At 72.5% G+C, this 26,095-nt stretch carries 19 protein-coding genes and 1 tRNA gene; 14 read left to right on the forward strand and 6 right to left on the reverse strand.

Features of this window, described 5'->3' with window-relative positions; all coding sequences use genetic code 11:
- Positions 1–170: 170 nt before the first annotated feature.
- Positions 171–680 carry a hypothetical protein gene (locus ACLIRP_RS14685; protein WP_412061212.1) on the forward strand — a complete coding sequence of 170 codons (510 nt, stop codon included), beginning with the start codon at positions 171–173 and terminating at the stop codon, positions 678–680.
- A gap of 81 nt (positions 681–761) precedes the next feature.
- On the opposite strand, the gene ACLIRP_RS14690 is transcribed toward ACLIRP_RS14685, so the two are convergent.
- Positions 762–1,481, reverse strand: a complete 720-nt coding sequence (locus tag ACLIRP_RS14690) for a hypothetical protein (protein ID WP_412061213.1) — start codon at positions 1,479–1,481, stop codon at positions 762–764.
- Between the two features lie 531 nt (positions 1,482–2,012).
- Here ACLIRP_RS14690 and ACLIRP_RS14695 point away from each other — a divergent pair.
- The 3 genes from ACLIRP_RS14695 to ACLIRP_RS14705 all read left to right on the forward strand — a co-directional run bounded on the left by ACLIRP_RS14695 (position 2,013) and on the right by ACLIRP_RS14705 (position 7,065).
- Positions 2,013–3,011, forward strand: coding sequence for an AAA family ATPase (locus tag ACLIRP_RS14695; RefSeq protein ID WP_412061214.1), 999 nt, complete (start codon positions 2,013–2,015; stop codon positions 3,009–3,011).
- Complete coding sequence (locus ACLIRP_RS14700; RefSeq protein WP_412061215.1) at positions 3,001–5,625, forward strand: S8 family peptidase; 2,625 nt, start codon at positions 3,001–3,003, stop codon at positions 5,623–5,625. The genes ACLIRP_RS14695 and ACLIRP_RS14700 overlap by 11 nt, the downstream gene beginning before the upstream one ends.
- A 912-nt stretch (positions 5,626–6,537) precedes the next feature.
- Positions 6,538–7,065, forward strand: coding sequence for a hypothetical protein (locus ACLIRP_RS14705; RefSeq protein WP_412061216.1), 528 nt, complete (start codon positions 6,538–6,540; stop codon positions 7,063–7,065).
- 139 nt (positions 7,066–7,204) lie between these two features.
- Here the strand turns inward: ACLIRP_RS14705 and ACLIRP_RS14710 are convergent.
- The 3 genes from ACLIRP_RS14710 to ACLIRP_RS14720 form a co-directional block, all read right to left on the reverse strand.
- Positions 7,205–7,278, reverse strand: a tRNA-Ile gene (locus ACLIRP_RS14710).
- 628 nt (positions 7,279–7,906) lie between these two features.
- Positions 7,907–8,311, reverse strand: coding sequence for a hypothetical protein (locus ACLIRP_RS14715; protein ID WP_412061217.1), 405 nt, complete (start codon positions 8,309–8,311; stop codon positions 7,907–7,909).
- 13 nt (positions 8,312–8,324) lie between these two features.
- Positions 8,325–8,498: a hypothetical protein gene (locus ACLIRP_RS14720; protein WP_412061218.1), complete on the reverse strand. Its 174-nt coding sequence runs from the start codon at positions 8,496–8,498 to the stop codon at positions 8,325–8,327.
- Between the two features lie 224 nt (positions 8,499–8,722).
- Here ACLIRP_RS14720 and ACLIRP_RS14725 point away from each other — a divergent pair, with 224 nt between their 5' ends.
- Entirely contained in the window at positions 8,723–9,070 is a 348-nt protein-coding gene (locus ACLIRP_RS14725) for a nucleotidyltransferase domain-containing protein (protein ID WP_412061219.1), read from the forward strand.
- A complete protein-coding gene (locus tag ACLIRP_RS14730) occupies positions 9,067–9,447 on the forward strand; it encodes a HEPN domain-containing protein (protein WP_412061220.1) in 381 nt (126 codons plus the stop codon). Before ACLIRP_RS14725 ends, ACLIRP_RS14730 begins: the two co-directional genes overlap by 4 nt.
- Before the next feature lie 19 nt (positions 9,448–9,466).
- Here ACLIRP_RS14730 and ACLIRP_RS14735 read toward each other — a convergent pair whose 3' ends face one another.
- Positions 9,467–10,438: a hypothetical protein gene (locus tag ACLIRP_RS14735; protein ID WP_412061221.1), complete on the reverse strand. Its 972-nt coding sequence runs from the start codon at positions 10,436–10,438 to the stop codon at positions 9,467–9,469.
- 303 nt (positions 10,439–10,741) lie between these two features.
- On the opposite strand from ACLIRP_RS14735, the gene ACLIRP_RS14740 reads away from it, so the two are divergent.
- The 6 genes from ACLIRP_RS14740 (at position 10,742) to ACLIRP_RS14765 (ending at position 18,661) form a co-directional block, all read left to right on the forward strand.
- The gene (locus ACLIRP_RS14740; RefSeq protein ID WP_412061222.1) at positions 10,742–11,998 is read left to right on the forward strand and encodes an META domain-containing protein; all 1,257 of its coding nucleotides are present in this window, start codon (positions 10,742–10,744) and stop codon (positions 11,996–11,998) included.
- A 4-nt stretch (positions 11,999–12,002) separates the two neighbouring features.
- Positions 12,003–12,422, forward strand: a complete 420-nt coding sequence (locus tag ACLIRP_RS14745) for an META domain-containing protein (protein WP_412061223.1) — start codon at positions 12,003–12,005, stop codon at positions 12,420–12,422.
- A gap of 656 nt (positions 12,423–13,078) precedes the next feature.
- On the forward strand, positions 13,079–13,558 hold the full coding sequence (locus tag ACLIRP_RS14750; RefSeq protein WP_412061224.1) for an Lrp/AsnC family transcriptional regulator: 480 nt from the start codon (positions 13,079–13,081) through the stop codon (positions 13,556–13,558).
- Positions 13,559–13,603: 45 nt separating this feature from the next.
- A complete protein-coding gene (locus ACLIRP_RS14755; protein ID WP_412061225.1) occupies positions 13,604–15,775 on the forward strand; it encodes a glutamine synthetase III in 2,172 nt (723 codons plus the stop codon).
- Positions 15,776–15,957: 182 nt separating this feature from the next.
- A complete protein-coding gene (locus ACLIRP_RS14760) occupies positions 15,958–16,584 on the forward strand; it encodes an ECF-type sigma factor (RefSeq protein WP_412061226.1) in 627 nt (208 codons plus the stop codon).
- Positions 16,574–18,661: a protein kinase domain-containing protein gene (locus ACLIRP_RS14765; protein ID WP_412061227.1), complete on the forward strand. Its 2,088-nt coding sequence runs from the start codon at positions 16,574–16,576 to the stop codon at positions 18,659–18,661. The genes ACLIRP_RS14760 and ACLIRP_RS14765 overlap by 11 nt, the downstream gene beginning before the upstream one ends.
- A gap of 338 nt (positions 18,662–18,999) precedes the next feature.
- Here the strand turns inward: ACLIRP_RS14765 and ACLIRP_RS14770 are convergent, their stop codons facing one another.
- Positions 19,000–22,737 (reverse strand): T9SS type A sorting domain-containing protein, encoded by a 3,738-nt coding sequence (locus tag ACLIRP_RS14770; RefSeq protein WP_412061228.1) that lies wholly within the window; start codon positions 22,735–22,737, stop codon positions 19,000–19,002.
- 113 nt (positions 22,738–22,850) lie between these two features.
- Here ACLIRP_RS14770 and ACLIRP_RS14775 point away from each other — a divergent pair, with 113 nt between their 5' ends.
- Together ACLIRP_RS14775 and ACLIRP_RS14780 are read left to right on the forward strand one after the other, a co-directional pair.
- Complete coding sequence (locus ACLIRP_RS14775) at positions 22,851–23,417, forward strand: sigma-70 family RNA polymerase sigma factor (RefSeq protein ID WP_412061229.1); 567 nt, start codon at positions 22,851–22,853, stop codon at positions 23,415–23,417.
- Between the two features lie 34 nt (positions 23,418–23,451).
- Complete coding sequence (locus ACLIRP_RS14780) at positions 23,452–26,094, forward strand: protein kinase domain-containing protein (protein ID WP_412061230.1); 2,643 nt, start codon at positions 23,452–23,454, stop codon at positions 26,092–26,094.
- Position 26,095: the final 1 nt, after the last annotated feature.

Here is a 26,095-nt window from a genome sequence, read left to right on the forward strand (position 1 = left end):
ATGGCGAGGCGAAAGGGGCGTGCGGCCCGACCCGGGCCGGAATCGGGGAGCCGACGCCGAGGGGCGCAGGACCCAAACCGACGGCCAGGTGCAACAAAATTAACAGGCCCCGTACGGGCCGGGGGTCCACGTCTCTCCTCCCCCCCCCCCTCCCCCCTCCCCCCGATCCCATGCTGAAGTCCTTGCTCTCCGCCGGCCTGCTCGGCGCGCTCGCGCTCTCCGCCCCGGCCGCCCTGGCCCAGCCCGGCCCTGCCTACGACCTCGACGCCGCCATCGAGGCCGGCGACGCCGACTGGACGGCTCGCGTGAGCGACCGCCTGGTCGCCGAGATCGAGTCCGCCGACGCGGACGTGCGGGCCGCCGCGCTCCACACGGTCGCCTCGATGGCCGTCGCCACGCCCGGCCTCGACGTGCGCCCGGCGGTCCCGGCCCTGCTGGCGATCGTGCGGTCGGACCTGGCCGAGAGCCACCGCCTGCTGGCGCTCTCCGCGCTCCGCCTGTCGGCCGACGAGGGCGCCATGGCCGAGCTCCGCACCGACATCTACACGCCGGGCCCGCGCGCCCTGCGCCGCGCGCTCCTGTCGACGCTGCTCGACCACTTCGGCCCGGACGCCTTCCGCCACGACCCGGGCATGGCCGCGCTCGCCCAGGAAGTGCGCGACGACGCCGCTCGCGGCTAAGGTCGCGCCGCGCCCGGATTCAAAAGAAGCGCCCCCGCCAGCGAGTGCCGGCGGGGGCGCGGTCGTGTCGGGGCGGCGGGGTCAGCCGGCGTCGGCGTCGGCGGGAGGCTCGTCGGGCTCGCCGGGGCCCCGGCCGCGGTCGACGATGATGCGGGCGTCGGCGTAGGCCTGGGCGAAGGCGGGCTGCTCGAGCGCCAGGAAGTCGACCGTCCCGTCCACCTCGTTCTTCAGCAGCTTCTGGGCCTTCGAGACCGTCGCCGCGAGCTCGCGCGTGGCGCCCTTGCGAGCGGCGATGGCGCCCTGCGGCCCCGCGAGGTGGCGGCCGAATGCGTCGTCCTCGGCGTCGAGGGTGTCGACGAAGGCGGCCGTGACGCCGTAGGCGCCGAGCTTGGTGGTGGGGTCCTCCTCGGGGGCCGGGAGGTGCTTGCGGGCCTCGTCCACGACGACGCCGGAGAAGGTGTAGAGGGCGATGTCGCGGAGGTTGTTGAACTCGTCCTTGGAGAGGTGGACGGCCTCGGCTACGTCGGGACGATCGTTGGCCGTGGCCCAGGCCTTGATGGCCTGCGAGAGGCGCCACGACTTGTCGGCGACCTTGGTCCGCAGGGCGCCCTTGGTGGCCGTCGCCGGTTTGGAGGTCTTGGCCTGGTCCTTGGCGAGCTTCTCGGCGGTGGCGACGAGGCCGGCGAGGGCGTCACGGTAGGTCTGCATGACGGGGACGGGGGCCCAGGCGTCGGCGTGCGCGTCGAGGACGTCGAGCACGGTCCGCTGCATGTCGAGGCGGTTGGCGTGGAGGTCGGTCATGGCAAGGCGGGGGCTTGTGGACCTCTACAGACCCGCGAGCCGGAGACTGCATAACCTCGGCCGCTAACTTTTTTTCCAGGACCGGCGCGCGAGGTCCAAGAATCGGCGCTCCAGGGTCAAGGAATGGGGCTCCAGGTCGAAGACTGACCGCTCCAGGCCCAAGACTGGAGGCTCCAGGTCCGAGGAACGCCGCTTCAGGTCCAAGGAATGCCGCTCCAGGTCCAAGAATCAACCCTTCAGGTCCCAGAATCGAGGCTCCAGCTCCAGGAAAGGAAGCTCTAGGTCCAGGAACTAACGCCTTAGGATCAAGAATGGCGGCGTATACCCCAACGGCTAGCCCACCTAGCCCCAGAGTGGGCTCGTATGGCTAGGACTCAGCGCGGAACGGCCGGTGACAGGCTTACAGGCGGAGGAGTCTGCTCGTCTCTGCCAGGCCTGTCCCCCGGCTCTGTCTACGACACAGGTCCTACAGGTATGGCATGGTGTTGGCACCCGGCGGCTATATTCTGGCGCCGGACCTCGCCCTTCATTTTGGCCCGTTCTGACCTCTTGCTGGAGCTTGTCCGCGCTGGCGCGGAGGGAGACCAGCCCATGTTTCGCCGTTCGGTTGAGGCCCTCGTCGCAGACGAGCGGTCGAAGCAACACCACGTCGTAGCAGAGAGGCTGAGCAGCGCCCTCTCGCGGAGTAGGGCTCGGCGGCCGACGGGTTCCCACCGCGAGGGAGGCACACCTGACTTCGTAGCCGAGAGGTCTCCCCACCGCACGCTGAGTGAGATACGCCTCCAGCCCGAGACCCTCGCGGTGGTGCGCGAGTTGATCGAAGAGCACGACCGGTCAGACCTCCTCCGCTCGTATGGTTTGGAGCCGCGTCACAAGGTGTTACTGACCGGCCCGCCCGGAAACGGCAAAACGACGCTAGCTGAGGCGATAGCAAGCGAGTTGGCCCTACCTCTCTACACGGTTCGCTACGAGGCACTAATCGGCAGCTACTTGGGCGAGACCTCAGCCCGAATAGGGCAAATGTTCGACTACGTGCGGTCTCGCCCCGGCGTCCTGTTCTTCGACGAATTTGACGCTGTCGGCAAAGAGCGGTCGGACGATAACGAAACCGGCGAGGTCAAGAGAGTTGTCAGCACGCTCCTGCTCCAGATTGACGCGCTCCCCAGCTACGTCGTCAGCATTGCAGCGACGAACCATCCCGAGCTCCTTGACCGAGCAGCGTGGCGACGTTTCGAGGTCGTGCTAAATCTCCCCGCGCCGTCTCCTGCTCAAGTCCGATCATGGGTAGCGGAGTTGTTTGACCGGCTGAACTTTCCGGCTGAGGTTCCTCACCCTAACTCGCTTCGTACACTTGCTGGGGCGAGCTACGCTGACGTGGAGCAGGTCGCCCTCGACTCGATGCGTCGCTACGTGCTCGCAGCACCGCTATCGAGGAAAGAGGCAAGCAAACTGTTCACTAGGGCGATGAAGGCGCGGGTATCCGCGAATGACATCCGACACGCGAAATCCGACGACCTCGATGGCCCATAAGAAAAACCTGCTGTTCCCGCCCAAGAGGTTGGAAGAGAGGAGCCGGATCGGACGACCGGTGAAGTCGAATAAGACTCACCTCCCCACAGATGAGCGTCAGGAGGAGAGGCTCGGACCGAAGTTCGAGGCGCTTCAAAAAGCTTCCCTCACGCTGAGCGCGTCGGCGGACGGGAATGATCCAGAGGCCGTCTTGGTGTTCGAGATAGCCGACGACGTCAAAGACTTCCCGACAGCGATCCGGCACACGGGGCTGAACATTGTTCAGGTGGGCGAGAACGAAGGGCGAGCCAACGACGACTTCTTTCCCCAAGTACAAAGCGGAGACCATGCTGGTGACCGGGTGGACGGCTATGTGCCAGAGCGGGTCTACCTGACATCGTCGAACCGTGAGTCGCTGGACCAGGTTGTCGCCCTCTATGAACGGTGGAAAGCCAATGAACCCCTCGGGTACGGAAAGGCGCGGTGGGCGGACGTGTTCTCTCGGCTCAGGGATGTAAGGGTTTGGGGCCCCCGGGACCGAGTCCTGGAGACAGGACTTGAGGAGGACTTCCAGCACAGGCTCGACCACGGAGTTGACGACTTACCGGTTGAAGTCGAGTTGTTCTTCGCTCCCGACGCGGGCGAGCGCGACGAACGAGAGCAAAAGGTTCGCCAAGCTATCGAAGTCGCTGGCGGCGAGGTGGCCAGCCGCTGCGAGTTGCAACAGATCAAGTACCACGCGCTTCTTGCGGTCCTGCCGGCGAATCGGGCCCGAGCGATCCTGGACGACTTGGAACGGCTCCGCCACGACGGTGAAGCGAGCGATGCTCTAGTCCAAGAGGTCGGCGTTCAATTCTTGAGACCCGCAGGCCAGATGGCGGCACCCATCCGAGATGAAGCGGACGATGAAACGCCCTCCGAGCCTGGCGCATCGGCTCCGCTAGAGAGCACCACCACCCAAGTAGAGGGGTCTCCAGTCATCGCCATCTTCGATGGACTTCCACTTCAAAACCACGCGTGGCTTGCGGGGAGGCTCATCGTCGACGTTGAACCGGATGTTGAGGAGACGTACCTAGTCGCCGACAGAAACCACGGCACCGCCATGGCATCGTTGGTCGTGCATGGTGACGCGAATGGGGAGACCAGGCCTCTTCGAAAACCCGTCTACGTTTACCCCATCCTCCGCCCGGACCCGTCGGGTTCTGGACGAGAAGTTGTCCCGGAGCTTCCGGTAGACGTGATCCACCGGGCCGTCCGACGGATGTTCGAGGGCGACGACCCTACCGCACCTACGGTCAAGGTCATCAATCTCTCTGTTGGCGAGGAGTACCGCCCTTTTCTAGGGACGATGAGCCCGCTCGCTCGGCTCATCGATTGGCTCTCCTACGAGTATGAGGTACTCTTCGTTGTCAGCGCAGGCAACTACCGAGAGGACCCGACGCCCCTCGGAGCCTCCGCCGACGTAGACATTTTTGGGGAACTCACCGAACCTGAGAGTTTGGAGCGCGCTCTGGTAGCAGAGTCGCACAGGGATCAACGAAACCGGAGGATCCTTGCACCAGCGGAGGCTCTCAACGCACTATCTGTCGGAGCACTCTCACACGACTACTCTGGAGACGACTTTGCCCCCCGCACGTACCCAGGCTACCGGACGACTGGGCTCCCTGCCACGTATTCCCGGCGAGGACCGGGGCCCGATCGATCCATCAAGCCGGACGTGATTCATTCCGGGGGGCGAGTTGCTCTACACCGCCCGTACTGCTCCGACGATCCTAGGTGGAGGGTTGCTCATGCCTCGGGAAGGCCACCGGGACACTTGGTGGCTAGCCCGGGTGCTGGGCTCCAGGGCAGTGCGTACACCGCCGGAACGAGCAACGCCGCCGCGCTCACAAGCAGGGAGACAGAGTCCATCATAGACGTGCTGCAGGAACTCCGTGCGACCGACCGGGGAGGGACGCTGGACGACGCCCCCGTCGCTCTCTGGGTGAAGGCCATGCTCGTCCACAGTGCTTCATGGCCTAGTGAGGCGGCTCAGTTGGTCGACGAGGTCTACCAGGAGGAAGGCGTCTCTAAGAGGAGAGTCAAAAGCGCCTTGGCGTCCACTTTTGGGTTTGGGGCGGTCCAGCCGCATCGTGTGCTCGCCAGTGACGACCACCGCGCGACGTTACTAGGCGCGGGTGTTATGCACCACGACGGCGACGACGTGTGGGATCTTCCGTTGCCAGGTTCGCTACAAGGCAAGGAGGGAAAGAGACGACTCACGATCACGTTAGCCTGGTTTATTCCTCCACCGCTCCGGGTCCGCACTGTGCGTAGTGCGAAGCTGTTCTTCGAGGCGCCAGACTCCAAGTGGATCATACGCGACGCCCGCGCTCGTCAGGCTGACTACTACGGCGTGAGGAAGGGGACCGTACATCACGAGGTGCTCGAAGGAGACAAGGTCACCTTGTTCACCGGTGGGGACTCCTTGACGGTCCACGTTAAGTGCGACGACCGAGAAAAGAAGGACCGAGTTGATCCACTTGTCGTGCCGTACGCGCTCGTCGCGACGATCGAGGCGGCTCCGGAGATGGAAGTTCCCGTTTACCAAGAGGTACAGGCCGGCGTACGAGCCCGGACTAAGGTCAGAGCATAACAGGCTCATATGGCGAATGAGACCGAACATGCTATCTGCATCGGTTGCTGGGCATCGCACTCGGGCTGGACACTTGACCGCCGCCGTGCGAGCCGGATTGCTCGAGCGTAATGGTTGACAGCGACCGATGGGATGCCCTGTTTGGCTGCCAGAGCGGTAAACCCGGTCGCAGATGTCCCCGTCCGACCTCCCAGCCGGCGCCCGGAAGTCAGGACACGACGAAGAGGCGGGCGCCCGGGCACCGCGGCCCGTCCAGCCCGAACGCCCCGTCGTCGGCGACGCCCCCCCCCGCCGACCCAGAGCTCGTCGCCGAGCCCGTAGGACTGGCCGCCGTACGTCAGCCGGCGGCCCGCGTCGTCCCAGGTCGCCTCGTCGGCCGGGAACACCGGCTGGTGCGTCTGGCCGCCCTCGATCTCGATGACGAGGCAGCCGTCTCGCAAGGCGAGAGCGCCCCACAGCCGGGCCGTCGCGGAGGTATGGATGCCCCCGACGGGGTCCGCCCGTCGGTAGGTGGCGAGGGGCGTGGTGCGGGTAGCGCCGTCTGGGTGGCGCGCGGAGTCGGAGCGGGCCGGCACGGGGTCGGGGGCGGCCTCGGGGGCAGCGACCTCGGGGGGCGGCGTGCTCACGCTCGTCTGGCAGCCGCCGAGGAGCGCGAGGAGCACTGGGGTGAGGAGCGGGTTACTGGACAAGGATGGAGGATCCGGCTTGGCCCACGACGTCGAGGCTCGTGTAGAGGGAGAGGATGGCCCGGTCGGGGTGGGTGACGCCGCCGTCCCAGACACCCCACGCGAAGTCAACATTCCACGTCCAGCCCGAGACATCAGTTCGGGGGTTCAGGTCCCAGAGACCGAGTACGGACCGATTGATTCCATATCGTAGGATGCATCGCCTCACCCTGTGACGTTTCCCGCCGTGCGCCCCCTCGTTCTCCTCGTCTCGATGTGTGCCGTGGTCGCCGCTTGCGACCCCGTCGTGCCGCTTGACGCCGGCCCGCCCACCGGGCATGAGGCCGCCCGGCTCGTTACGCTCTCAGCCTTCGTCAACGGGGTGCTGTGGTCCGACAGCGCGTACGTCGCGCGCGACCAACACGCCCCTTATTACAACGTGTATGGGGCCGTCCTGTCTGAGCGTTCCTCCCACTACACCGACCCCGTCTCGTTCAAGCTCGACACGGTCGCGGTGGGCACGTTCGGCCTTGGCACGGCGCGGTTCCACCAAGGGCTGTACGTGTCTGAGGTGCAGGGAGACGCGGTCGCCGCCCGCTACCGTTCTGTCGGCGGCGAGGTCGTCCTCGTCGAGAGCGACGGCGGGGGACTCCATGGCACGTTCGAGGCGACCGTCGTCGTGGACGACTCTTTCCGAGACAGTCCGTACCGAGCGCTTGCCGACACGCTCCGGTTCGAGCGCGGCCAGCTGAACATCCACGCGCTGGGCGACTGAGGGGGGGCGCCGAACGCCGGTGCGTGCTGCCAGCCGAACTGTCGATGCCTCGGAGGAGCGATTGTGACTGGCGGCGTGCGAACGGCCCATGAGATGAGGACTCGCTCTTCGCTCGACGTAAGCCGGCTAGAGGACGAGGTGGGCCTGGTAGGATTTGAACCTACGATCGTTCGGTTATGAGCCGACTGCATTCAACCGCTATGCTACAGGCCCGCGGCGCGGCCGCAAGCTAACGCGGCCCGGCGTCTCCCTGCCTGCCGTGGGCGCTGTGCCGGTCACCCTCCCCCGGCCCCTCCCGTCTGGGAGGGGAGGATCGCGTGGGGATCTCGCCAGCCTGGAGCGCCCACCCCAACCGCTGGCGCCAGCCGGTCACCCTCCCCCGCCCCCCCGTCTGGGAGGCAGCGCTGGAACGTTCTAGCTCTGTCCTCCCCAGACTCGCCATCCCGAGCGACTGCGCGCCCGGAGGGAAGGCGCAGCCAAGGATCTCGACGCGAGGCCTCCAGTCCAGACATCCGGTCCTGAAGGCTCGACACGCTGGCGTCGAGATCCTTCGCTCCGCTCAGGATGACAGGGTGGAGGGGGCCGCGCTTCGCACGGAACGGCCCGGCGTCTGGGAGGGGAGGCTCGCGTGGGGGGGCTCGCCAGCCCGAGAGGCCCACGCCCACGCCGCCGGCGCGGGGGCAGGCTGGAGGGGAGGATCGCATAGGGCTCCCGCCAGCCGGAGAAGCACGCCTCCACGCACGCTCGCGCGGGCGGCCGGCTCGGGGAGGGACCCACGAGAAACGGGCCACGACGGTCGGCCCGGAGGCGCCGTCGTGGCCCGCGTGACTCGACAGAGGGCCTACTCGCCGTCCCCCTCGGGCACCTCGATGTTGATGTCGGGGGCCTCGACCTCCGGGATCTCGACCTCCGGGACCTCGATGGTGACGTCGGGCATCTCGGGGGCCTGCATCTCGGGGACCTCCAGATTGACGTCGACCTCGGTCGGCGAGGTCTCGTTGTTCATGAACACGAAGTAGACGACGGCCAGCAGGGCCAGGAGCGCCACGATGCCGACGATGACGGCCGTCCCGCCGCCGCCGGACCGCGGCGCGGCCTCGGTGCGGACGTTGATCTGCTGGACCGCGGGCTGCGGGGGCGCCTGGGGCGTCTGTCCGGGGACGGAGCCCGGCGTCGAAGCCGCGTCGGGCGGCGGGGTGCCCGAGGGCGGGGTGCCGGGCGCGCGGGGGTCTTGGGGGGTGTCCATAGGGGTGGTGGGGTTATTCGGGCGTGACGCTCTCGACGGCGTCGTCGACGTTGATGTCGACGTCGACGTCCGGGCCGCCGGCGTCGGGGCCGCCGCGCAAGAAGACGAGCCAGACGATGGCGACGATGGCGAGGAGGGCCACGACGGCGATGATGGCGGTGGCGGCTCCAGAGCGGGACTCGGCCATGAGGGGAGCGGAGGGTGAGAGGGGGTGTCCGCCGGGCGAGGAGGGGTGCCGGAGGGCGCGGCGTCGCCGGACGGGTGAATATCGTCCAATCGGGGCCGATTCCTAGTCGCCGGTGTCGCCGCCTGTCACACACCGGCGCGGGCGTCTCCTCGCCCCGGCGGTCCGCACGGGCCTCCTCGCCCGCCTCGGACCTGGCCCATCGGCTGGCCGTCCTACCTTGGGGCGTGACCGGCACGCTCCCCCCCTCCACCCCGCCCCACGTCCGGGCCGCCCTCGCCGAGGCGAAGGCCCGGCTGGTGGCGCTCTACGGCGACCGCCTCGACCGGGTGGTCCTCTACGGTTCGCGGGCCCGCGGCGACGCCCGGCCGGACTCGGACGTGGACCTGCTCGTGGTGCTCCGGGGTGGCTACGAGGCCTCCCTGGAGATCAAAGAGCGCCTGTTGCCCGTCGCGCTCGACGCACTCGACACGTACGGCCTCCACGTCTCGATGCAGCCGTTCAGTGCGGAGGAAGTGGCCGACGAGCGGCGTCCGTTCATGCGGAACGCCACGGCCGACGGGGTCGAGCTGTGACGGCCTTCCAGACGGCGCTCTTCGACAAGGCGGACCGCGCGCTCCGGTCGGCCGCCGCGGCCGTGGGCCTGGGCGACTCGGAGACGGCGGTCAACCGGTCGTACTACGCCTGCTTCTACGCGGCGCAGGCCGCGCTCGACGCGCAGGGCGAGCGTCCGAGGACCCATCGAGGAACGCACGGCCGGTTCCGGGCGCACTACGTCACAACGGGCTTGGTCTCCGAGCAGGTGGGCCGCACCCTCCCCCATGCGGCGCAGGTGCGCGAGCGGGCCGACTACGACGCGTTCGCTGTGACGGACCTCTCGGCCGCGACCGACTTGCTCGCAGACGCTGAACGGTTCGTGGAGGCGGCGCGGCGGGTGACCGCGTCGACCTGACGCTCTCACCCTGCACGGGTCAGCGGACGGTCCAGGCCGTCGAGCAGACGGGGCGGACGACCCGGGGGCCGGCGCGCTCGGTCGAGGCGTCGAGGCACCAGCGGTAGCGGCCGGGCGGGGCGGTCGGCGCGAGCCGCCAGACGACCGGGCGCTCGCCGGGCCCGTCGAAGGCCAGGCCCTGGGCGGTGCAGCCGAAGCGGTCGTCGTCGGGGTCGCGCCACAGCGCGCGCGGGGCCTCGCGCCAGCCGTCGGCCCAGCGCTCCAGCCGACCGAGGCAGTCGGTCCCGACAGAGGGGCTCCGGACGGGGGCGTCCGGGTCGGGCGGAAACATCGTGCTCGGCGCCAGCGGGCGGTACGCGAGCACGAGCCTCACGGAGTCGCCGGGGCTCGCGGTCGGCGGGTCGAGGAGGCGCAGGCCGTCGACGCCGCGCGCCTCGGGGTTGGGGACGGCGCCGGGCTCGGACGCCGCGAACCGGGTGCCCGCCAGCAGGTCGGCGACCGGGATCCGGACCCAGTCGTCGCTGGGGACGCAGGTGTAGGCCACGAACAGGGTGTCGGCGCGGACCTCCGCGAGCGGGGCCCGCAGAGCGAACCGTCCGCTGCGGGTGAGGGGGGCGCCGTACGCGAGCGCGGTGTCGGGGAGCGACGGTGGAGCCCACGGCGCGGGGCCGGGCCGGGGCCGGGCCTCCGGCGGGGCGGGGATCCCGGTCCGCTCCCAGGCGGACTCGAAGCGGACCCAGCCGACACCGCCGCGCCCCTCGATCTCGGCCGTGCCGACGACGGTCAGCCGGTCGTCGGCGACGGCGACGGTGTCGAGGACGACGGTGACGGGGCCGCCGTCGGGGCAGCCCTCGACGAGCCGGCCGGTGTCGGGCTCGACGGTGTAATAGGCGGACACCTGGCCGATGACGCCGCGCTCGGGCGGCGGCGTGGAGCGGCAGCCGCTGGCGGCCAGGAGCGCGAGGAGAGCGAGGGCGACGCGCGCGGGCATCGGGAGTCGGCGACGGGCCCGAGGGATGCAGTCGGCAGGCGGATCCTCCCCACCGTCCCCCTTTGAAGGGGGTGCCCCGAAGGGGTGGGGGATGTCCGGTGAGGGCGGGGCGCGGTGCTCGGCTACACGGCCCTCAGCGCAGCGCCCGGCGCACCCCTCACCCTGTCCCTCTCCCCATGGGAGAGGGGACGTCGTAGGCGGGGGGTTCATCATCGGCGATCCCACGTGCATGGATGCGTCGGAGAACGCCCGGACGCGCCAAATCGTCGGCGCCGTCGTTGTTGGGCGGCTCCCCGTCCTGCCATGCCCCTCTCCCCCGCCCTCTGCCTGCTCGCGCTGACTTCGTCGACCCTGGTCGGGTTCGCGCTTGCCGCGTGCAGCCCGTCTCCGTCGGATGGCCCGGTGCCGGTGTCCGGCGACCCGGCCCCGGTGACCGTGCCCGACGATCCGCCATTCCAAAACACGCAGTGGCGGCTGGCGTCGCTGGGGGGTGAGGCGCCCGTCGAGGGTGTGCGGCCCGTCCTGGTGTTCAGCGAGGCGCCCGCCGAGCGCGACCTGTGGGACCGGCCGTACCCGGCGGAGCTCGCCGGGTGGTCGCTGCTGAGAGGCGAGAGCGGGGTCGGCCGGCTCCACGCGCCGTACCGGCTCGACGGCGACACGCTGCGCGTCCGGGCGCCGTACGAGTACACGCGGCTGTCGACCGACGCCGAGATCGCGCAGGCCCGGGCGCTGGCGGCGTCGCTGCTGGCGGCGCCGCGCGTGGTGCGGGACGGGCGGCGGCTGGCGTTCGTCCGGGGCGCCGACACGCTCGCGACGTTCCGGGCCGACCCGCCCCGCGAGCCAGGACCTCTCGACGACACCGCGTGGGACCTGGTGACGCTCGACGGGGCGCCCGCGCTCGACGCGACGGTCGCCACGCTGCGGTTCTCTTCGGACCCGCTGGGGCCCGGCCCCGAGGACGGGTTCGACCAGTTCGGCGGGTACTCCGGCTGCAACTGGTTCGGCGGCGGCTACCGGCTCGCCGCGCTCGGCCCGGAGCGGTGGCGGCTGACCACGGGCGGCCCCGTGATGTCGACCCAGCGCGGGTGCGTCGATCCGATCGGCCAGCAGGAGACGGCGTATTACGCGGCGCTCGAGGCGGTGCGGACGGTCGCGCGCGACGGCGACCGGCTGGCGCTCGCGGACTCGGCGGGCGCGGTGCGGCTGGTCTTCCGCGCGCACCCCGAGCGGTCGGTCGACGCGGCGGCGCTGCGGCGGGGGCGCTGGCGGCTGGCGTCGTCGGACTCGCCCTACGCGCCCTCTCCCCTGCCCTCGGTCGAGGTCGCGTTTCGGGACTCGACGGTCGAGGCGACGGTCGCGTGCCGCACCTTCCGGGGCACGTTCGCGCTCGACGGCGCGGCGTTCCAGATCCGCGAGCTCGCGGCCGACGACACCGGGTGCGCCGACGGCGTCCCTGAGACCGCGTACTGGAGCCCGTTCGGCGGCGGCGAGATCGAGGTCTCGGACACCCGGCTCGTGCTGTTCGACGAGAACGGCCAGCCGTCCACCTTTACGCGCTGACGCCGTGCGCCCGCTCGTCCTCGCCCTCGCGCTCTCGGCCTGCGCCCCCGACGCCCCACCGCCGGACGCCGCGAGCAGTGATCGGCTCAGCCCCGCCCCCGTCGTGCTGTCGGGCACGTGGCGGCTGGCGGCGCTCGACGGCGCCCCGCTCCCCGACGGCACCGGGGCCACGGCCACCTTTTCCGGAGGTCGCCTAAGCGGGGTCGGGGGCTGCAACGAGTACTGGACCGGCTACGCGCTCGACGGCGACCGCTTCCGGCTGGCCGACGACGTGGTCTGGCACCTCCAGGCGTGCGGCGGGGCGGCCGACTCGCTGGAGGCCGCGTTCAGCGTGCGGCTCGGCCTGGCCCGCCGCGTGCGCCTCGATGAGCGGCTGGTGCTCCTCGACTCGCTAGGTGCCGAGCGGCTGGCGTTCGGCCGCTGACGGGGTGGGGGGCGACTGGCGCCAGCATGGGGGCTCACCAGAAACGCCACCCTTTCACCGTGTCATCCTGAGCGGAGCCGCGCAGCGGCAGAGTCGAAGGATCTCCGCCGCGCACAGCGTCCGGTCCGCGCTGTAGCTGGGGGTTGCTCAGCTGAGATCCTTGGCTCCGCCGACGCTTCGCGTTCGACTCGCTCTGCTCGCTCAGAGACTGTTTGGGGAAGCCGATTCCCCTCAAATGAGTCATCCCCGCGCAGGCGGGCCCCCGCAAGGGAAGGCGCCAGCCAATCCATCCGGCGGTGCTCGGCTGGCACCTTAGCGGCCCGTCGCCCCTCACCCTGGCTGCGCCGACGCTGCGCGTTGTCCCTCTCCCAATGGGAGAGGGGACGCCTTTGGAGGGCTTGCGCCATTCCCCAGACAGTCACTCAGGATGACACGGTGGAGAGGTCACAGGATCAGCTGCGCCCTCGGCGTCCGTGGAGGTCGCCAAGCCGCCAGCACGTGGCTGCCTGGACGCCGGACGCCAGCGAAACGGAGGCTGGGGCGACCGCGAGCCGGCCAGTCTGTGTGAAATCAGGATGCGGACATAAAAAACGAAGGCCCCCGAGCCGATCCCCCTTCCGAATCTCGGTACACTCGCCCCGTCTCCCCCGCCGCCCGTGGACAAGCTCGACGACACCGACGTTCGCCTCCTCGACCTCTTGCAGCGCGACGGCCGCGCCAAGCGGACCGCGCTCGCCGAGGCCGTCGGCTTGTCGACGCCGTCGGTCTCCGACCGGATGCGCAAGCTCGAGGCGCGCGGCGTGCTGACCGGCTACCACGCCGCCGTCGACGCCAAGCGGCTCGGCCACGACGTGATGGCGTTCGTGTTCGTGCAGTCGACCGGCAGCGAGCACTACGCCGCCTTCGTCGCGGGTGTCGCGGCGCTCGACGAGGTCCAGGAGCTCCACTCCGTGACCGGCGACGGGTCGCACGTGCTCAAGGTGCGCGTCCGGACCACGACCGCGCTGGAGCGGCTGCTGGCGACCGTCCAGGGCCTGCCCGGCGTGCGCGGCACGCGGACGAGCCTGGTGCTCTCGACGCACAAGGAGACGACCTACCTCCCGGCCGAGCCGATGACGCTCGCGCCGACCGACTAGCCCGGCCCACGCCCTCCCCCCCCCGACTTCCCGACCTCCCGACTCATGCCCACGCTCACCCGCCCCACGATGAACGGAAACGGCCACCCCGCCCCCTCCGCGCTGCAGGACGTCGAGGCCCTGTTCGGCCAGAACACGTTCGGGCTCGCCGAGATGAAGACGCGCCTGCCGAAGGCCGTCTACAAGCGGCTCACGGCGACGATCGAGGACGGCGAGCCGTTCGACGAGACGGTCGCCGACGCCGTCGCGCTCGCCATGAAGGAGTGGGCCGTCGAGCGCGGCGCGACGCACTACACGCACTGGTTCCAGCCGCTGACGGGGCGGACCGCCGAGAAGCACGACTCGTTTATCACGCCGAACGCGGGCGGCGGCGCCGTGGCGGAGTTCTCGGGCAAGAACCTCATCCAGGGCGAGCCCGACGCGAGCTCGTTCCCCGGCGGCGGCCTGCGCGCCACGTTCGAGGCGCGCGGCTACACGGCCTACGACCCCACGAGCCCGGCCTTCCTCGTCGAGCACAACGGCTCGGCCACGCTGTGCATCCCGACCGCGTTTGCGTCGTGGACCGGCGAGGCGCTCGACCACAAGATCCCGCTCCTGCGCAGCCTGGAGGCGCTGAACCGGCAGGCCAGCCGCGCGCTCGCGCTCCTGGACGACGACGCGACCCGCGTGTCCGCGACGTGCGGCTCGGAGCAGGAGTACTTCCTGGTGGCCGAGGAGTACGTCGCGTTGCGGCCCGACCTCCAGATCGCCGGGCGGACGCTCGTCGGCGCCGCGCCGCCGCGCGGGCAGGAGTTCGACGACCACTACTTCGGCTCGATCCCCGAGCGGATCCTGGCCTACATGAACGCCGTCGAGCTCGAGCTCTACAAGCTGGGCGTGCCCGTGGCCACGCGGCACAACGAGGTGGCGCCGGGGCAGTACGAGTTCGCGCCCATCTTCGAGGACGCGAACGTCGCCGCCGACCACCAGCAGCTCATGATGATGACGCTGCAGCGCGTGGCCCCGCAGTTCGGGCTGGTGTGCCTGCTCCACGAGAAGCCGTTCGCCGGCATCAACGGGTCCGGCAAGCACGTCAACTGGTCGATGTCGACCGACACGGGCGAGAACCTGCTGGAGCCCGGTGACACGCCGCACTCGAACCTGCGCTTCCTGTTTTTCTGCACGGCCGTCGTCCAGGCCGTCCACCTCCACCAGGACTTGTTGCGCGCGTCGATCGCGACGGCCGCGAACGACCACCGGCTCGGAGCGAACGAGGCGCCGCCGGCGATCCTGTCCATCTTCCTGGGCGAGCAGCTCTCGCACGTGTTCGAGCAGATCACGGCGACCGGCGAGGCGACCGAGTCCAAGCCGTCGGGCTTCCTGGGCCTGGGCACGCCGGTCTTGCCGACGCTGCCGCGCCACGCGGGCGACCGCAACCGGACGAGCCCGTTCGCCTTCACCGGCAACAAGTTCGAGTTCCGGGCGGTCGGCTCGTCGCAGAGCGTCAGCTTCCCGCTCACGGTCTTGAACACGATCGTGGCCGAGGCCATCGACGACCTCGCGACCAAGCTCGACGCGAAGCTGGGCAAGCGGCCCTCCAAGAAGGCCCTCGAGGCGGCCGTCCGCGAGGTCATCACCGACTCGATCCGCGAGCACACCAAGGTCGTCTTCAACGGCGACGGGTACTCCGAGGCGTGGCACCGCGAGGCCGTGACCGAGCGCGGCCTGCTCAACCTCAAGACGACGCCCGAGGCGCTCGCGGCCCTGCCGACCGAGGCGAACGCGGCCCTCTTCGCGGCCTACGACGTGCTGTCCGAGCCCGAGCTCGCGAGCCGCGCCGACATCCTGACCGAGCAGTACGTGCTCACGATCAACGTGGAGGCGGCGACGACCGAGTCGATGGCGCGGACGCTCGTGCTCCCGGCGGCCATCCGCTACCTCGCCGAGCTCGGCGAGGCGGCCCAGGCGCTCGGCGACCTCGGGCTCGGCGACGACGGCACCCGGGCGACGGCGCGCGACGTGGCCGAGCAGGTCAACGCGCTCCGCACCACGGCGGGCGCCCTCGCCGAGGCGCGCCACGCGGCGCACCAGGCCGACGACGAGGCCGTGGCGATGCAGGCCGAGGTGATCCCCGCGATGGCGGCGGTCCGCGCGGCGTGCGACGCCCTCGAGGCCCACGTCCCGGCCGACCTCTGGCCCTTGCCGACGTACCGCGAGATGATGTTCTCGGGCCGCTAGCCCCGGCGCCCCGTCTCGACCCGAACCGCCCCGCCGGCCTCTGCGCCCGCGGGGCGGTGTCCTGTTCGCCCACCGGGCCGGGCACGCTCTGGAGGGCGCTGTGATGGCCGGGGTTACTCCGGGAGAGGCGATTAGCCTGCGCAGCAACTCCGCTCTACTTTCGGGCTCCCACCGCCATCGCCATGCGTGTCACAGATGCCCCCCCTCGCCCCGAGGACCGCGTCGGCGAGGTGACGGCGCTCCTGTCCGAGGTCGCCGCCGGCGACGCGTCGGCGGAGGCGCTCGTCGAGCGGCTGATGCCGATCGTGTACGACGAGCTCCGCGACATCGCGCGCGCCCAGCGGCGGCGCTACGACGTCGACGGGTTCCAGACGACGGCGCTCGTCCACGAGGCGTACCTCCGGATGGCCGGGCAGTCGCTGGTGCCGGACCGGGCCTACGTGTTCGCCTCGGCCGCCCGCGCCATGCGCAACGTGCTCGTGGACCACGCGCGGCGGCGGCACGCGGCCAAGCGCGGCGGCGACGCCCGCCCGGTCGGCCTGACGACGGCCGGCGCCATCCCCGACACCGCCGACCTCGACCGCCTGACGTCGCGCCTGCTCGACGTCGACCACGCGCTCGACGGGCTGGCGGCGCTCGACGCGCGCGCGGCGCAGGTCGTCGAGTGCCGCTACTTCGGGGGGCTCTCGTTCGAGGAGACGGCCGCCGCGCTCGGCGTCAGCGTGGCCACGGCCAAGCGCGACTGGCGCCGGGCCCGGGCCTGGCTCCACCGCTCGCTGGGCGACGACGCGGACGCCGATGCCGCCTGACCCCGCCGCCGACTGGACGCGCGTCGGGGACGTCTTCGACGCCGTCGCGGACCTCGCCCCGGCCGCCCGCGCCGCCGCGCTCGACCGCCTGTGCCGCGACGTCGACGGCCGCCCCGACGACGCGCTCCGCGCCGAGGTGGAGAGCCTGCTGGCGGCCGACGCCGACGCCGGGGGGCTGGGGCCGCTCGACGCCGCGGCCGCGGCGGCGCTCGTGGCCGACGCCGCCGTCGCGGGCGAGCGGATCGGGCCGTGGCGCGTCGTCCGCGAGATCGGGCGGGGCGGGATGGGCCGCGTCGACCTCGTCGAGCGCGCCGACGGGGCGTACGACCAGCTCGCCGCGCTCAAGCGGCTGGGACTCGTCGCCGGCGACCGCGTCCGGCTGTTCGTGCGCGAGCGCCAGATCCTGGCCCGCCTCGAGCACCCCGGCATCGCGCGCCTGCTCGACGGCGGCGTCGGCCCCCAGGGCACGCCGTACCTCGTCATGGAGTACGTCGAGGGCGAGCCGATCACCGCGTATGCCGACGCGCACGGCCTGTCCGTCGCCGACCGGCTCGACCGGTTCCTCCAGGTCTGCGACGCCGTCGGGTACGCGCACCGGCACCTCGTCGTCCACCGCGACCTCAAGCCGTCGAACATCTTCGTGGCGGCCGAGGGCGGGGTCAAGCTGCTCGACTTCGGGATCGCGCGGCTCGTCGACGAGGCGGCCGAGCCGGGCGGGCCGCAGACGGCGCTCCCGCTGCTGACGCCCGAGTACGCGGCGCCGGAGCAGGTCACCGGCGGCACGATCACGACGGCGACCGACGTGTACGCGCTCGGCGTCGTCCTGTACGAGCTGCTGGCCGGCGTGCGGCCGTACGCCATCGAGCGGTCGACGCTGAGCGGCATCGTGGCGACCGTCCGCGACACCGAGCCCCCGCCGCCGTCGGCGGCCGCGCCCGAGGGCCGCCGCGTGCCCCGCGACCTCGACACGATCGTGCTCAAGGCGCTCGCCAAGGACCCCGCCCAGCGCTACGGCTCGGCCGACGACCTCGCCACCGACCTCCGGCGCCTGCAGCGCGGCGACCCCGTTGGGGCGCGCGCGCCGACGGTCCGGTACCGCGCCCGGCGGTTCGTGGGCCGCCACCGGATCGGCGTGGCGACGACGGCGCTCGTGCTGCTGGCGGCGATCGGCGGGACGGCGTTCTACACGGCGCGGCTGGCCGCCGAGCGCGACCGCGCCGAGCAGGCGGCCACCCGCGCCGAGCGGACGGCCGACTTTCTGGAGGGCATCTTCGCCGGCTCCGACCCGACCGGCGCCGGCCACCCCGACTCGCTCTCGGCCCGCCAGATCCTGGACGCGGGCGCGGCCCAGGCGCGCGCCGAGCTCGCCGACGAGCCGCTCGTGCTGGCCCAGATGCTCGGCACGATCGGCCGCGTCTACCGCGCCGTCGGGCTCTACGACGCCTCGGAGCCCGCCCTGCGCGACGCCGTCGCCCTCTACGCCTCGACCGGCGGCGACCCGCTCGGCCACCGCGACGCGCTCCTCGAACTCGCCAACCTGGAGTACCGCAAGGAGGCCTACGACACGGCCAGGGCGTACGCCCGCCAGGCCCTGCGGCTCGACTCGCTGCACGCGACGCCCGGCGAGAGCGAGCGGCTGGCGATCCTGAACACGATCGGCCTGGTGCTCTCCGACACCGGGCAGCTCGAAGCGGCCGTCCGCGTGATCCGCGAGGTGGTCGCGGGCCGCCGCGCCGACGGCAGCGAGGAGGCCCGCATCGACCTGGGCGTCAACCTGAGCAACCTCGGCCTGATCCTCATCGACCTCGGGCGGTTCGACGAGGCCGAGGCCATCCTCGACGAGGGCATCGCGGTGAGCGAGGAGACGCGGGGGCCGAACCACCCGTACGTGGCGTTCGCGCTCAACTCGCGCGTGGCGATCCACCAGCACCGCCGCGACTTCGACCGGGCCATCGCCGACCAGGAGCGGTCGGTCGCGATTGGCGAGACGGCGCTCGGCGTGGACCACCCGTTCACGGACTACGCGCGGGGCAACCTGGCGAGCCTGCTGGCGCTGCGCGACTCGGTCGGGCGGTGACGCCAGCGGGTGGACTCGCGCACGCCTCTGGACCCACGGGGGCCGAGGTGGCGGGCGGCCGCGCTCCGGGACGATCCCATCGCTACGGGTGGGCTTGCGCCAGCAAGTGGCAAAGGCGTCGGACCTGACCTCCCCTCCAGCCTGTGCCCGCGCAGGCGGGGAGGAGGGGCCGGGGGAGGGTGACCGGCACAGCGCCAGCCCGGCTTGCGACGGAGGGCGGGCTCGCGCCAGCCGTGGCCCCTCACCCTGTCCCTCTCCCAGCGGGAGAGGGGACGTCGTAGGGAGGGGACCCGCCAGCAGGGGGACGGCGGGTGCCTCCCCTCCCCTGCTGGCGACGCTCAGCGCACGACCACGGCGCGCCGGGTGACGACGCCGCCGCCAGCCGCCAGCCGCAGCGCGTACACGCCCGCCGCCAACCCCTCCGGCAACCGGGCCTCGTGCCAGCCCGCGCCGAGCGGCCCGTCGAGCAGCACGGCGACCTCGCGGCCCCGCATGTCGACCACCGCCAGCCGCGCCGGGCCCGCCTCGGGGAGCCCGACCCGGACCGCCGCCCCGCCTCGTGACGGGTTCGGCGCCGGGGGCGCCAGCGTCAGCGCTTCGACCGCGTCGGCCTGCGCCAGCGCCGCGCCGATGCGGAGCACGAACCGGTCCGTCGCCAGGGTGCCGTCCGAGAGGTCGCGCGCGGGGATCGCGACGAGCGCCGGGCGGGACGGCTGGCGGAAGGCGTGCGCCGAGACCGTCCGCACGTCGATCTCCTCCCCGCTGGCGAGGTCGACCAGCGTGACGGGGAGCCCGGCGGGCAGCGTGCTCGCGTCCCACGACAGCGTCAGGTCGGCGGCGGCGCCGACGGCCTCGACCGCCAGCGGGATCTCGGCGGGCGCGAAGGGCCGGACGTCGAAGCCCGCGAACGCGCCGGGCGTCCGGGCTCCGACGGCGACGTAGGCCGTCGCTGGGGGCTGGAGCTTCTCGGCGTCCTCGTCGGCGTCGAAGGCGGGGCGGGCGCCGGGCACGAATGCGACCGTCAGTGCCCCGTCGCGGAGGGGCCGGCCGTCGGCAGCCTGCCCAGTGAGCGAGAACGCGAGCCGGGGCGCCCCGCGAGCGGGATCGGAGACCTCGCGAGCGGGAGGGGCGGTCCGGGCGAGCGCGCCGGGCGGGACGATGGTCAGCGTCCGGTCGTTGCCGTTGGCGCGGGGGCCCTTGGCCTTGAACCGGAACGCCTCCCACGGCCCGATCACCGTCTCGTCGTCCTCCCACGCGAACGTGGCGTCGTCCCAGGTCCAGACCGGGCTGTTCGGGCCGATCCCGAGGCCGCCCTGCCAGTCGCGGATGTCGGCGAGGTCGAGCGGGACGCCGAACGGGTTCGCGAGGTGGTTGAACCGGTTGCCGGCCGTGACGAGCGTGACCCGGACCTGGCGCGTGTTGGCCGGGAGGTCGGTCGACAGCGTGAACGGGAGCTCGACGCTGGCGCTGATCGCGGGGTCGCCCAGGACGCGATCGAGCATCTCCCAGCGGAACGCCTGCGCGAGGGGGAGGACGTGGCCCGCGCCGTGCGTGGGGAGCCACGTGCCGGCCTCGGTGTCGTACTCGGTCCACAGCGTGGGCACGGGGTAGGTCTCGTAGTAGCCGGGCACGCCGCGGACGAGGTTCTGGGCGGCGAGGTCGTCGACGGTGACGCCGTCGGCGGGCGGGCCGAGGTAGCGGACGCCGCGGCCGCCGTCGATGACGATGCTCGTCGTCGGCTCGGGCGGCGTGCCCTCCTCGACCGTCACCGTCAGCGGGACGACGATGCGCGCGAGCCACGGGGCCGTCGTCGTGATCTCGACGTCGTGGACCCTCGCGCCGGCCGGCGCGCTCACCGAGGCGTAGACCGTAAGGGCAACCGTCTCCGTCGTGCCCGGCTCGACGGTCGCGGCGGCCGGGCGCGGCGTCACCCACGTCTCGGGTGGCGTGTACCGGGTCGCCATGCGCGACCGGAGGTAGGGCTCCTCGAACGCGACCTGGAGCCCGACGTCCGCGTCCCGCGCGATCCCGACCGTCACCTCGTCGAGGGCGTCGCCGAAGAGGAAGAAGTACTGGACCTCGATGGTGCCGTCCGGCGAGAGGAGGACCTGGAACGTCAGCGACTCCCCCGGCGCGCCCGGCCACCACTGGAGATCCGTCCACTGGACGACCGCCCGGCCATCATCGAGCACCTCGAAGAGAATCGACGAGTCGGAGGTGTTGTTCTTGAGGTCGTCCCACAGGGCGGCGACGATGAGGGTCGGGGCCGCCGAGTCCGGGAGCGCGGTGTTGCCATACGCCGGCCCCTCGATGGGGGCGAAGGCGACGAACCCGTTGACCGAGACCCACATCGAGCTGTACGTCTGGCCGTAGAACGGGAAGTCGAACGGGAGGGCGACCTCGGCGGACCCGTCGTCCATCGGGCCGAGGAACACGACCGTCGCGTCGGCGCTGAGCGGGGTCCAGCCATACGTCGGGCCGTCCGGCTCGTCGGAGTCGGCGAACGTATAGCCGCCGCCGTCGGGGCCGCCCGCGAGCCCGTCGGGGTCGGTGAGGGCGGTCGCCACGGCGATGTCGAACGGGTCCGGGCCGTCTGTGTGTGCGACCGCGAGGGAGAGCTCGGCCGCCTCCCCCGGCGCCAGCGTCACGCCGAGGGCGGCGGGCGCGACGGCGAACTCGGCGACCGGGAACGCCGCCGCCTCGTGGGCCCCGCGGTACGGGTAGAGCGGGCTCCGCGGCGTCCCGTCGACGTCGTCCGTGACCTCGGCGTGCGGGGTGCCCGCCAGGCGGACGTCCCCGTGCGACGCGGGCGCGAGCCGGAGGTCGACGTAGATCTCCTCGAATGGGGCGGGGACCTGGGTCGCGGCCGCGTCCTGCCTCGTCGCCGCCTGGTACTCGGCCACCGTCGCGTAGTCGACCCCGTCCCACCGGACGCCCACAGACCTGCCCTCGTCGGGGGCGTACACGTTGTAATCGGCCGTGACCCCGGCCCCGGCCTCTACGCGGAGCGCCTCCACGTTCGTGGACGTGGAGTACAGCAGGTTGCCGAAGACCGTCACGCCGTCGACGCCCCCCTCGATGGCCAGTGCCTCGTGCTGGGCACGCACCGTGTTGTGGAGGACTGCGACGTGGTCGCCCTCGACCCCGGCCATCTCGATCCCACTCCCCCCCACCCGGCCGACCAGGTTGTTGGCGACCAGGAACGGCTCCCCGGGGAGCCCCGACGCCCGCAGCAGCGAGATCCCCAGCGGGTCCACGAATAGGGCGTTGTACCCGTCCAGCTGCAACTCGTTGCCGACGATTCGGCCGACGCCCGCGCCCGGCACGCGGGGGGCCGAGACGACGATCCCCGCGAAGGTCGCGCCGATGTCGATGTCGTCGGTGAACAGGTTGTCCTCGATGATCGGGTCGCCGACGCCGCGGAGCGAGAGGGCCGTCTCGCGGACGCTGTCGAACCAGTTGCCGCGGACGACGACGCCCGCCGAGACGACGTCGCCCTGCCCCGGCGGGAAGTCGACGCCGCGCCAGCCCCTGCGGAACGTGTTGTCGATGATGGCGACGTCGTCGAAGGCCTCGGTCCCGTCGCGGTAGAGCAGCGAGCTGCGGGCGTCGTCGGCGTCGGCGCCGTCGCCATCGAAGAGGCACTGCTCGATGGTCAGGTCGTGGGCGCCGCTCGCGAGCACCAGCAGCCGCCCCCGGTTGCCCGGCGCGGCGACGCCGAGCGTGAGGCCGTACAGGGTGACGTGCGCGGCGCCGTCGAGACGGATCACCCAGTTGGTCGCGGGCGTGGTGGCGGGCCGGATCTCGACGGAGCCCGGCTGCTGAGCCACGAACGTCACGTCGTTCGTCGCCGTCGCGCCCGCGATGGCGGGGATCGTCACCTGCTCGGCGTACGTGCCCGGCTGGATCTGAAACGTCGTCGGGCCCGCGACGCCCGACGTGGTGAGGTCGGCGACGGCGTCGGAGATGGTCGCGTAGTCGGGCGAGGCGCCGCCGACGGTGTAGGTGCCCGCGAGCTGGGCCGCGGCGGGGGCGGCGAGGGCCGCCAGCAGGGCGAGGGCGAGGAGCGGGCGCATCGGAGCGGCGGGGGTGTCTCCGTCCGTGCGCCGGGCGGGGGCGGCGGGGGTCACGCCGCCTTGCATGGGCACCTGTCGGCCGGTAGTCTGTGCGACACGCCGGCCCCATCCCCATGTCTTCGCTCGCGATCACCGAGGCCCTCGACGCCCTCCAGAAGGGCGACGACGACGACGCGCGCGAGCGCCTGGTCCGGGCGGTCTACGACGAGCTCCGCGTGATCGCCCGGGCGACGCTGCGGCGCGAGCGGGCCGGCCACACGCTCGTCACGACGGCGCTCGTCCACGAGGCGTACGAGAAGGTGCTCGGGGCAGACCCGTCGTTCAACGGGCGGAGCCACTTTTTCGGGGCGGCCGCGCGCGCCATGCGCCAGGTCCTCGTGGACCACGCGCGGCGCCGCGACCGCCTCAAGCGCGGCGGCGGCGAGCGGCCCCTCGCGCTGAGCGACGTCGGCGAGATCGCCGCGCCGGGCGCGCCGGGCGTCGACCTCTTGGACCTCGACGCGGCGCTGACGCGGCTGGCAGCGCTCGACGCCCGGCAGGCCGCCGTCGTCGAGTGCCGGACGTTCGGGGGGCTCACGGTCGAGGAGACCGCCGAGGCCCTCGACCTCTCGCCGTCGACCGTCAAGCGCGAGTGGCGGACGGCCCGGGCCTGGCTCTACGCCGCCCTGCACGACGACTGACCCCCCGCGCCGCCGTCCGGCGCACGGACTCCCGATGCCTGCCCCCGCCGACCCGACCCGCTGGCCCGACGTCAAGCGCGTGTTCGAGCGTGTCGTGGACCTGCCCCCGGCCGCGCGCGCGGCCGCGCTCGACACGGCCTGCCGGACGGCCGACGGCGCGCCCGACCTCGACCTCCGCGCGGCCGTCGAGCGGCTGCTCACGGCCGACGCCCGCGCCGACGCCGACCCCGCGAGCGGCTTCCTGGCGGCCCCGACGCTGGCGCTGGGCGGCCTGCTCGACGGGCTCGGCATCGACCCGGCCGAGGCGCCGCCCCACGCTGAGCCCGGCACGCGCGTCGGGCCGTACCGGATCGTGGCGCTGCTGGGGCGCGGCGGGATGGGCGACGTGTACCTCGCCGAGCGGGCCGACGGGCTGTTCGAGCGGACGGTCGCGCTCAAGCGCGTCCGCGCCGACCTCGCGCCGGTTGCGGCGGCCCGCTTCGCGACCGAGCGCCAGATCCTGGCCGACCTCGTCCACCCCAACATCGCGCGGCTGTACGCGGCGGGCGCCGACGACGACGGGCGGCCGTGGCTGGCGATGGAGCCCGTCGAGGGGCAGCCCCTGCCGGCGCACGCACGCGGGCTGGGGGTCCACGAGCGCGTCGGGCTGATGATCCAGGTGTGCCACGCCGTCCAGCACGCGCACCAGCGGCTCGTCGTCCACCGCGACCTCAAGCCGTCGAACGTGCTGGTGACGGCGGATGGCCGCGTGGTGCTGCTCGACTTTGGGATCGCGCAGATGCTGGGCGCCGGGCCCGAGCGCCAGCGCCTCCTGACGCGTGCGTACGCCGCGCCCGAGCAGCTCCGCGGCGACGCGGCGACGACGGCGTCGGACGTCTACGGGCTGGGCGCGCTCCTCGTCGAGACGCTGACGGGCGAGCGGCCCGTCGGCCCGGGCGCGACGGCCGGGCTGGGCGGCGACCTCGGGGCCGTCGCTCGGCGTGCGCTGGCGGCCGACCCCGCCGACCGCTACGCGTCGGCGGCGGCGCTCGCCGACGACCTGGACCGCTGGTGTCAGGGCCTGCCCGTCCGCGCGCTCCCGGCGACGCTGGGGTACCGGGCGCGGCGGTTCGTGGGGCGGCACCGGGCGGCCGTCGCGGCGGGCGCGCTGGCCGTCGCGCTCGTGCTGGCGGCGGCGGGCGTCGCGGCGACGCGGATCACGGCCGAGCGCGACCTGGCGCGGGCGGCGGCAGCCGACGCCGAGGCCGTCGCCGAGACGCAGAGCCAGATCCTGCGCATCCTGGAGCCCTCGTTCCGCGCCGAACTGGACACGGCGGCGACGGCCGAGCCGCCCTCCGTCTCCGAGCTGATCGACCGGATCGTGGAGGAGGCCGAGGCGGCCTACGCCGACAACCCGGCCGTGCTCGGCCGCCAGCTCGCGACGCTCGGGACGGTCCTCTTCGAGCGGGGCGAGATGGCCCGGGCCGACTCGCTCTACGCCCGGGCCCTCGCGCTCCGCCGCCCGCTCGGGCGGGAGGGCGACCCCGTCGTCCACGAGGCGGTGTTCGGGCGGGGCCTGATCGCCAGGACCGACGCGCCGGAGCGCGCCCTGCGGTGGCTCCGCGAGGCCGTCGCGATGGAGCGCGCACACCCCGACCTCGCCGAGCCCGAGTCCGGGGCGGTCGTCCACCTCGCGGGCATGCTCGAGGACCCCGACGAGCGGGAGGCGGCGCTCCGCGAGATCCTTGCCCGCCGCCAGGCGGCGCTGCCGGACACGTCGATCGCCCTCGCGCTCGCGCACAACGAGCTCGGCGTCCACCTCTTCAACCAAGCGGCGTTCCGCGGGGCGCACGCGGAGTACCGGGCGGCCGAGGCCATCGTCCGGCGCAACTGGGGCGAGCTCCACCCGGCGACCAACACGCTGCGCTCGAACCTGTCGTACACGTCGGCCGCGCTCGGCCGCTACGCCGACGCCGAGCGCCACGCCCGCATCGCCCTCGACGCCGCCCGGCGCGGCGGGCTCGGCGAGGCCCGCGAGGCGCTCCTCCGCCAGGCCATCGGCCAGGCCCTGTTCTTCCAGCACCGCCTCCCCGAGGCCGAGCGCGAGCTCCGCGCCGCGCTCGCGACGTTCGAGCGGGCGGTGGGGCCGTCGTCGCCCGAGGCGCTCGGCGTGGTGAACAGCCTGGTCGTCGTGGTCGGCGAGCAGCGGCGGTTCGCGGAGGCCCGGGCCCTCCAGGCGCGCGTGGCCGCGGCGGCCGCGCCCGACGACCTGCTCGGCGCCTTGTACTCGCGGATGATGGACGCGGCCCTCCGGTTCGCCGAGGGTGACCGCGCGGCGGCAGGGGTGCTGGAAGACGTGCTCCGCGAGATGCGGGCGCTCGACGACGTCCCGCCTATGAGCCGGTTCGGGGTCCTCTCGATGGTGGGCGACGCGCGGCGCGCGGTCGGCGCGCCGGGGCGGGCGGTGCCGCTCCAGCGGGAGGCCCTGGCGATCGCCCGGGAGGCGAAGGGCGACGCGAGCCGCAACACGGTCCAGGCGCGGCTCGCGCTCGGGCGGTCGCTCGCGGAGGCCGGCCACCTGGAGGCCGCCCGTCCCCACCTCGAGGCCGCCCGCGGGCAGATCCCGAGCGTCGCGTTCCCGGACCCGCTCGACGACGTCGACGCCGAGATCGACCGGCTGCTGGCTCGCGGCCGGTGAC

The organism is Rubrivirga halophila (assembly GCF_046845755.1).
Classification (GTDB): Bacteria; Bacteroidota; Rhodothermia; order Rhodothermales; family Rubricoccaceae; genus Rubrivirga.

Excerpts from the sequence above, each read along its gene's own strand:
- ACLIRP_RS14770 (WP_412061228.1), bottom strand. The coding sequence starts at position 22,737 with ATGCGCCCGCTCCTCGCCCTCGCCCTGCTGGCGGCCCTCGCCGCCCCC.
- ACLIRP_RS14755 (WP_412061225.1), top strand. The coding sequence starts at position 13,604 with ATGCCCACGCTCACCCGCCCCACGATGAACGGAAACGGCCACCCCGCC.
- ACLIRP_RS14690 (WP_412061213.1), bottom strand. The coding sequence starts at position 1,481 with ATGACCGACCTCCACGCCAACCGCCTCGACATGCAGCGGACCGTGCTC.
- ACLIRP_RS14775 (WP_412061229.1), top strand. The coding sequence starts at position 22,851 with ATGTCTTCGCTCGCGATCACCGAGGCCCTCGACGCCCTCCAGAAGGGC.
- ACLIRP_RS14740 (WP_412061222.1), top strand. The coding sequence starts at position 10,742 with ATGCCCCTCTCCCCCGCCCTCTGCCTGCTCGCGCTGACTTCGTCGACC.
- ACLIRP_RS14780 (WP_412061230.1), top strand. The coding sequence starts at position 23,452 with ATGCCTGCCCCCGCCGACCCGACCCGCTGGCCCGACGTCAAGCGCGTG.
- ACLIRP_RS14765 (WP_412061227.1), top strand. The coding sequence starts at position 16,574 with ATGCCGCCTGACCCCGCCGCCGACTGGACGCGCGTCGGGGACGTCTTC.
- ACLIRP_RS14685 (WP_412061212.1), top strand. The coding sequence starts at position 171 with ATGCTGAAGTCCTTGCTCTCCGCCGGCCTGCTCGGCGCGCTCGCGCTC.
- ACLIRP_RS14720 (WP_412061218.1), bottom strand. The coding sequence starts at position 8,498 with ATGGCCGAGTCCCGCTCTGGAGCCGCCACCGCCATCATCGCCGTCGTG.
- ACLIRP_RS14760 (WP_412061226.1), top strand. The coding sequence starts at position 15,958 with ATGCGTGTCACAGATGCCCCCCCTCGCCCCGAGGACCGCGTCGGCGAG.
- ACLIRP_RS14735 (WP_412061221.1), bottom strand. The coding sequence starts at position 10,438 with ATGCCCGCGCGCGTCGCCCTCGCTCTCCTCGCGCTCCTGGCCGCCAGC.
- ACLIRP_RS14700 (WP_412061215.1), top strand. The coding sequence starts at position 3,001 with ATGGCCCATAAGAAAAACCTGCTGTTCCCGCCCAAGAGGTTGGAAGAG.
- ACLIRP_RS14715 (WP_412061217.1), bottom strand. The coding sequence starts at position 8,311 with ATGGACACCCCCCAAGACCCCCGCGCGCCCGGCACCCCGCCCTCGGGC.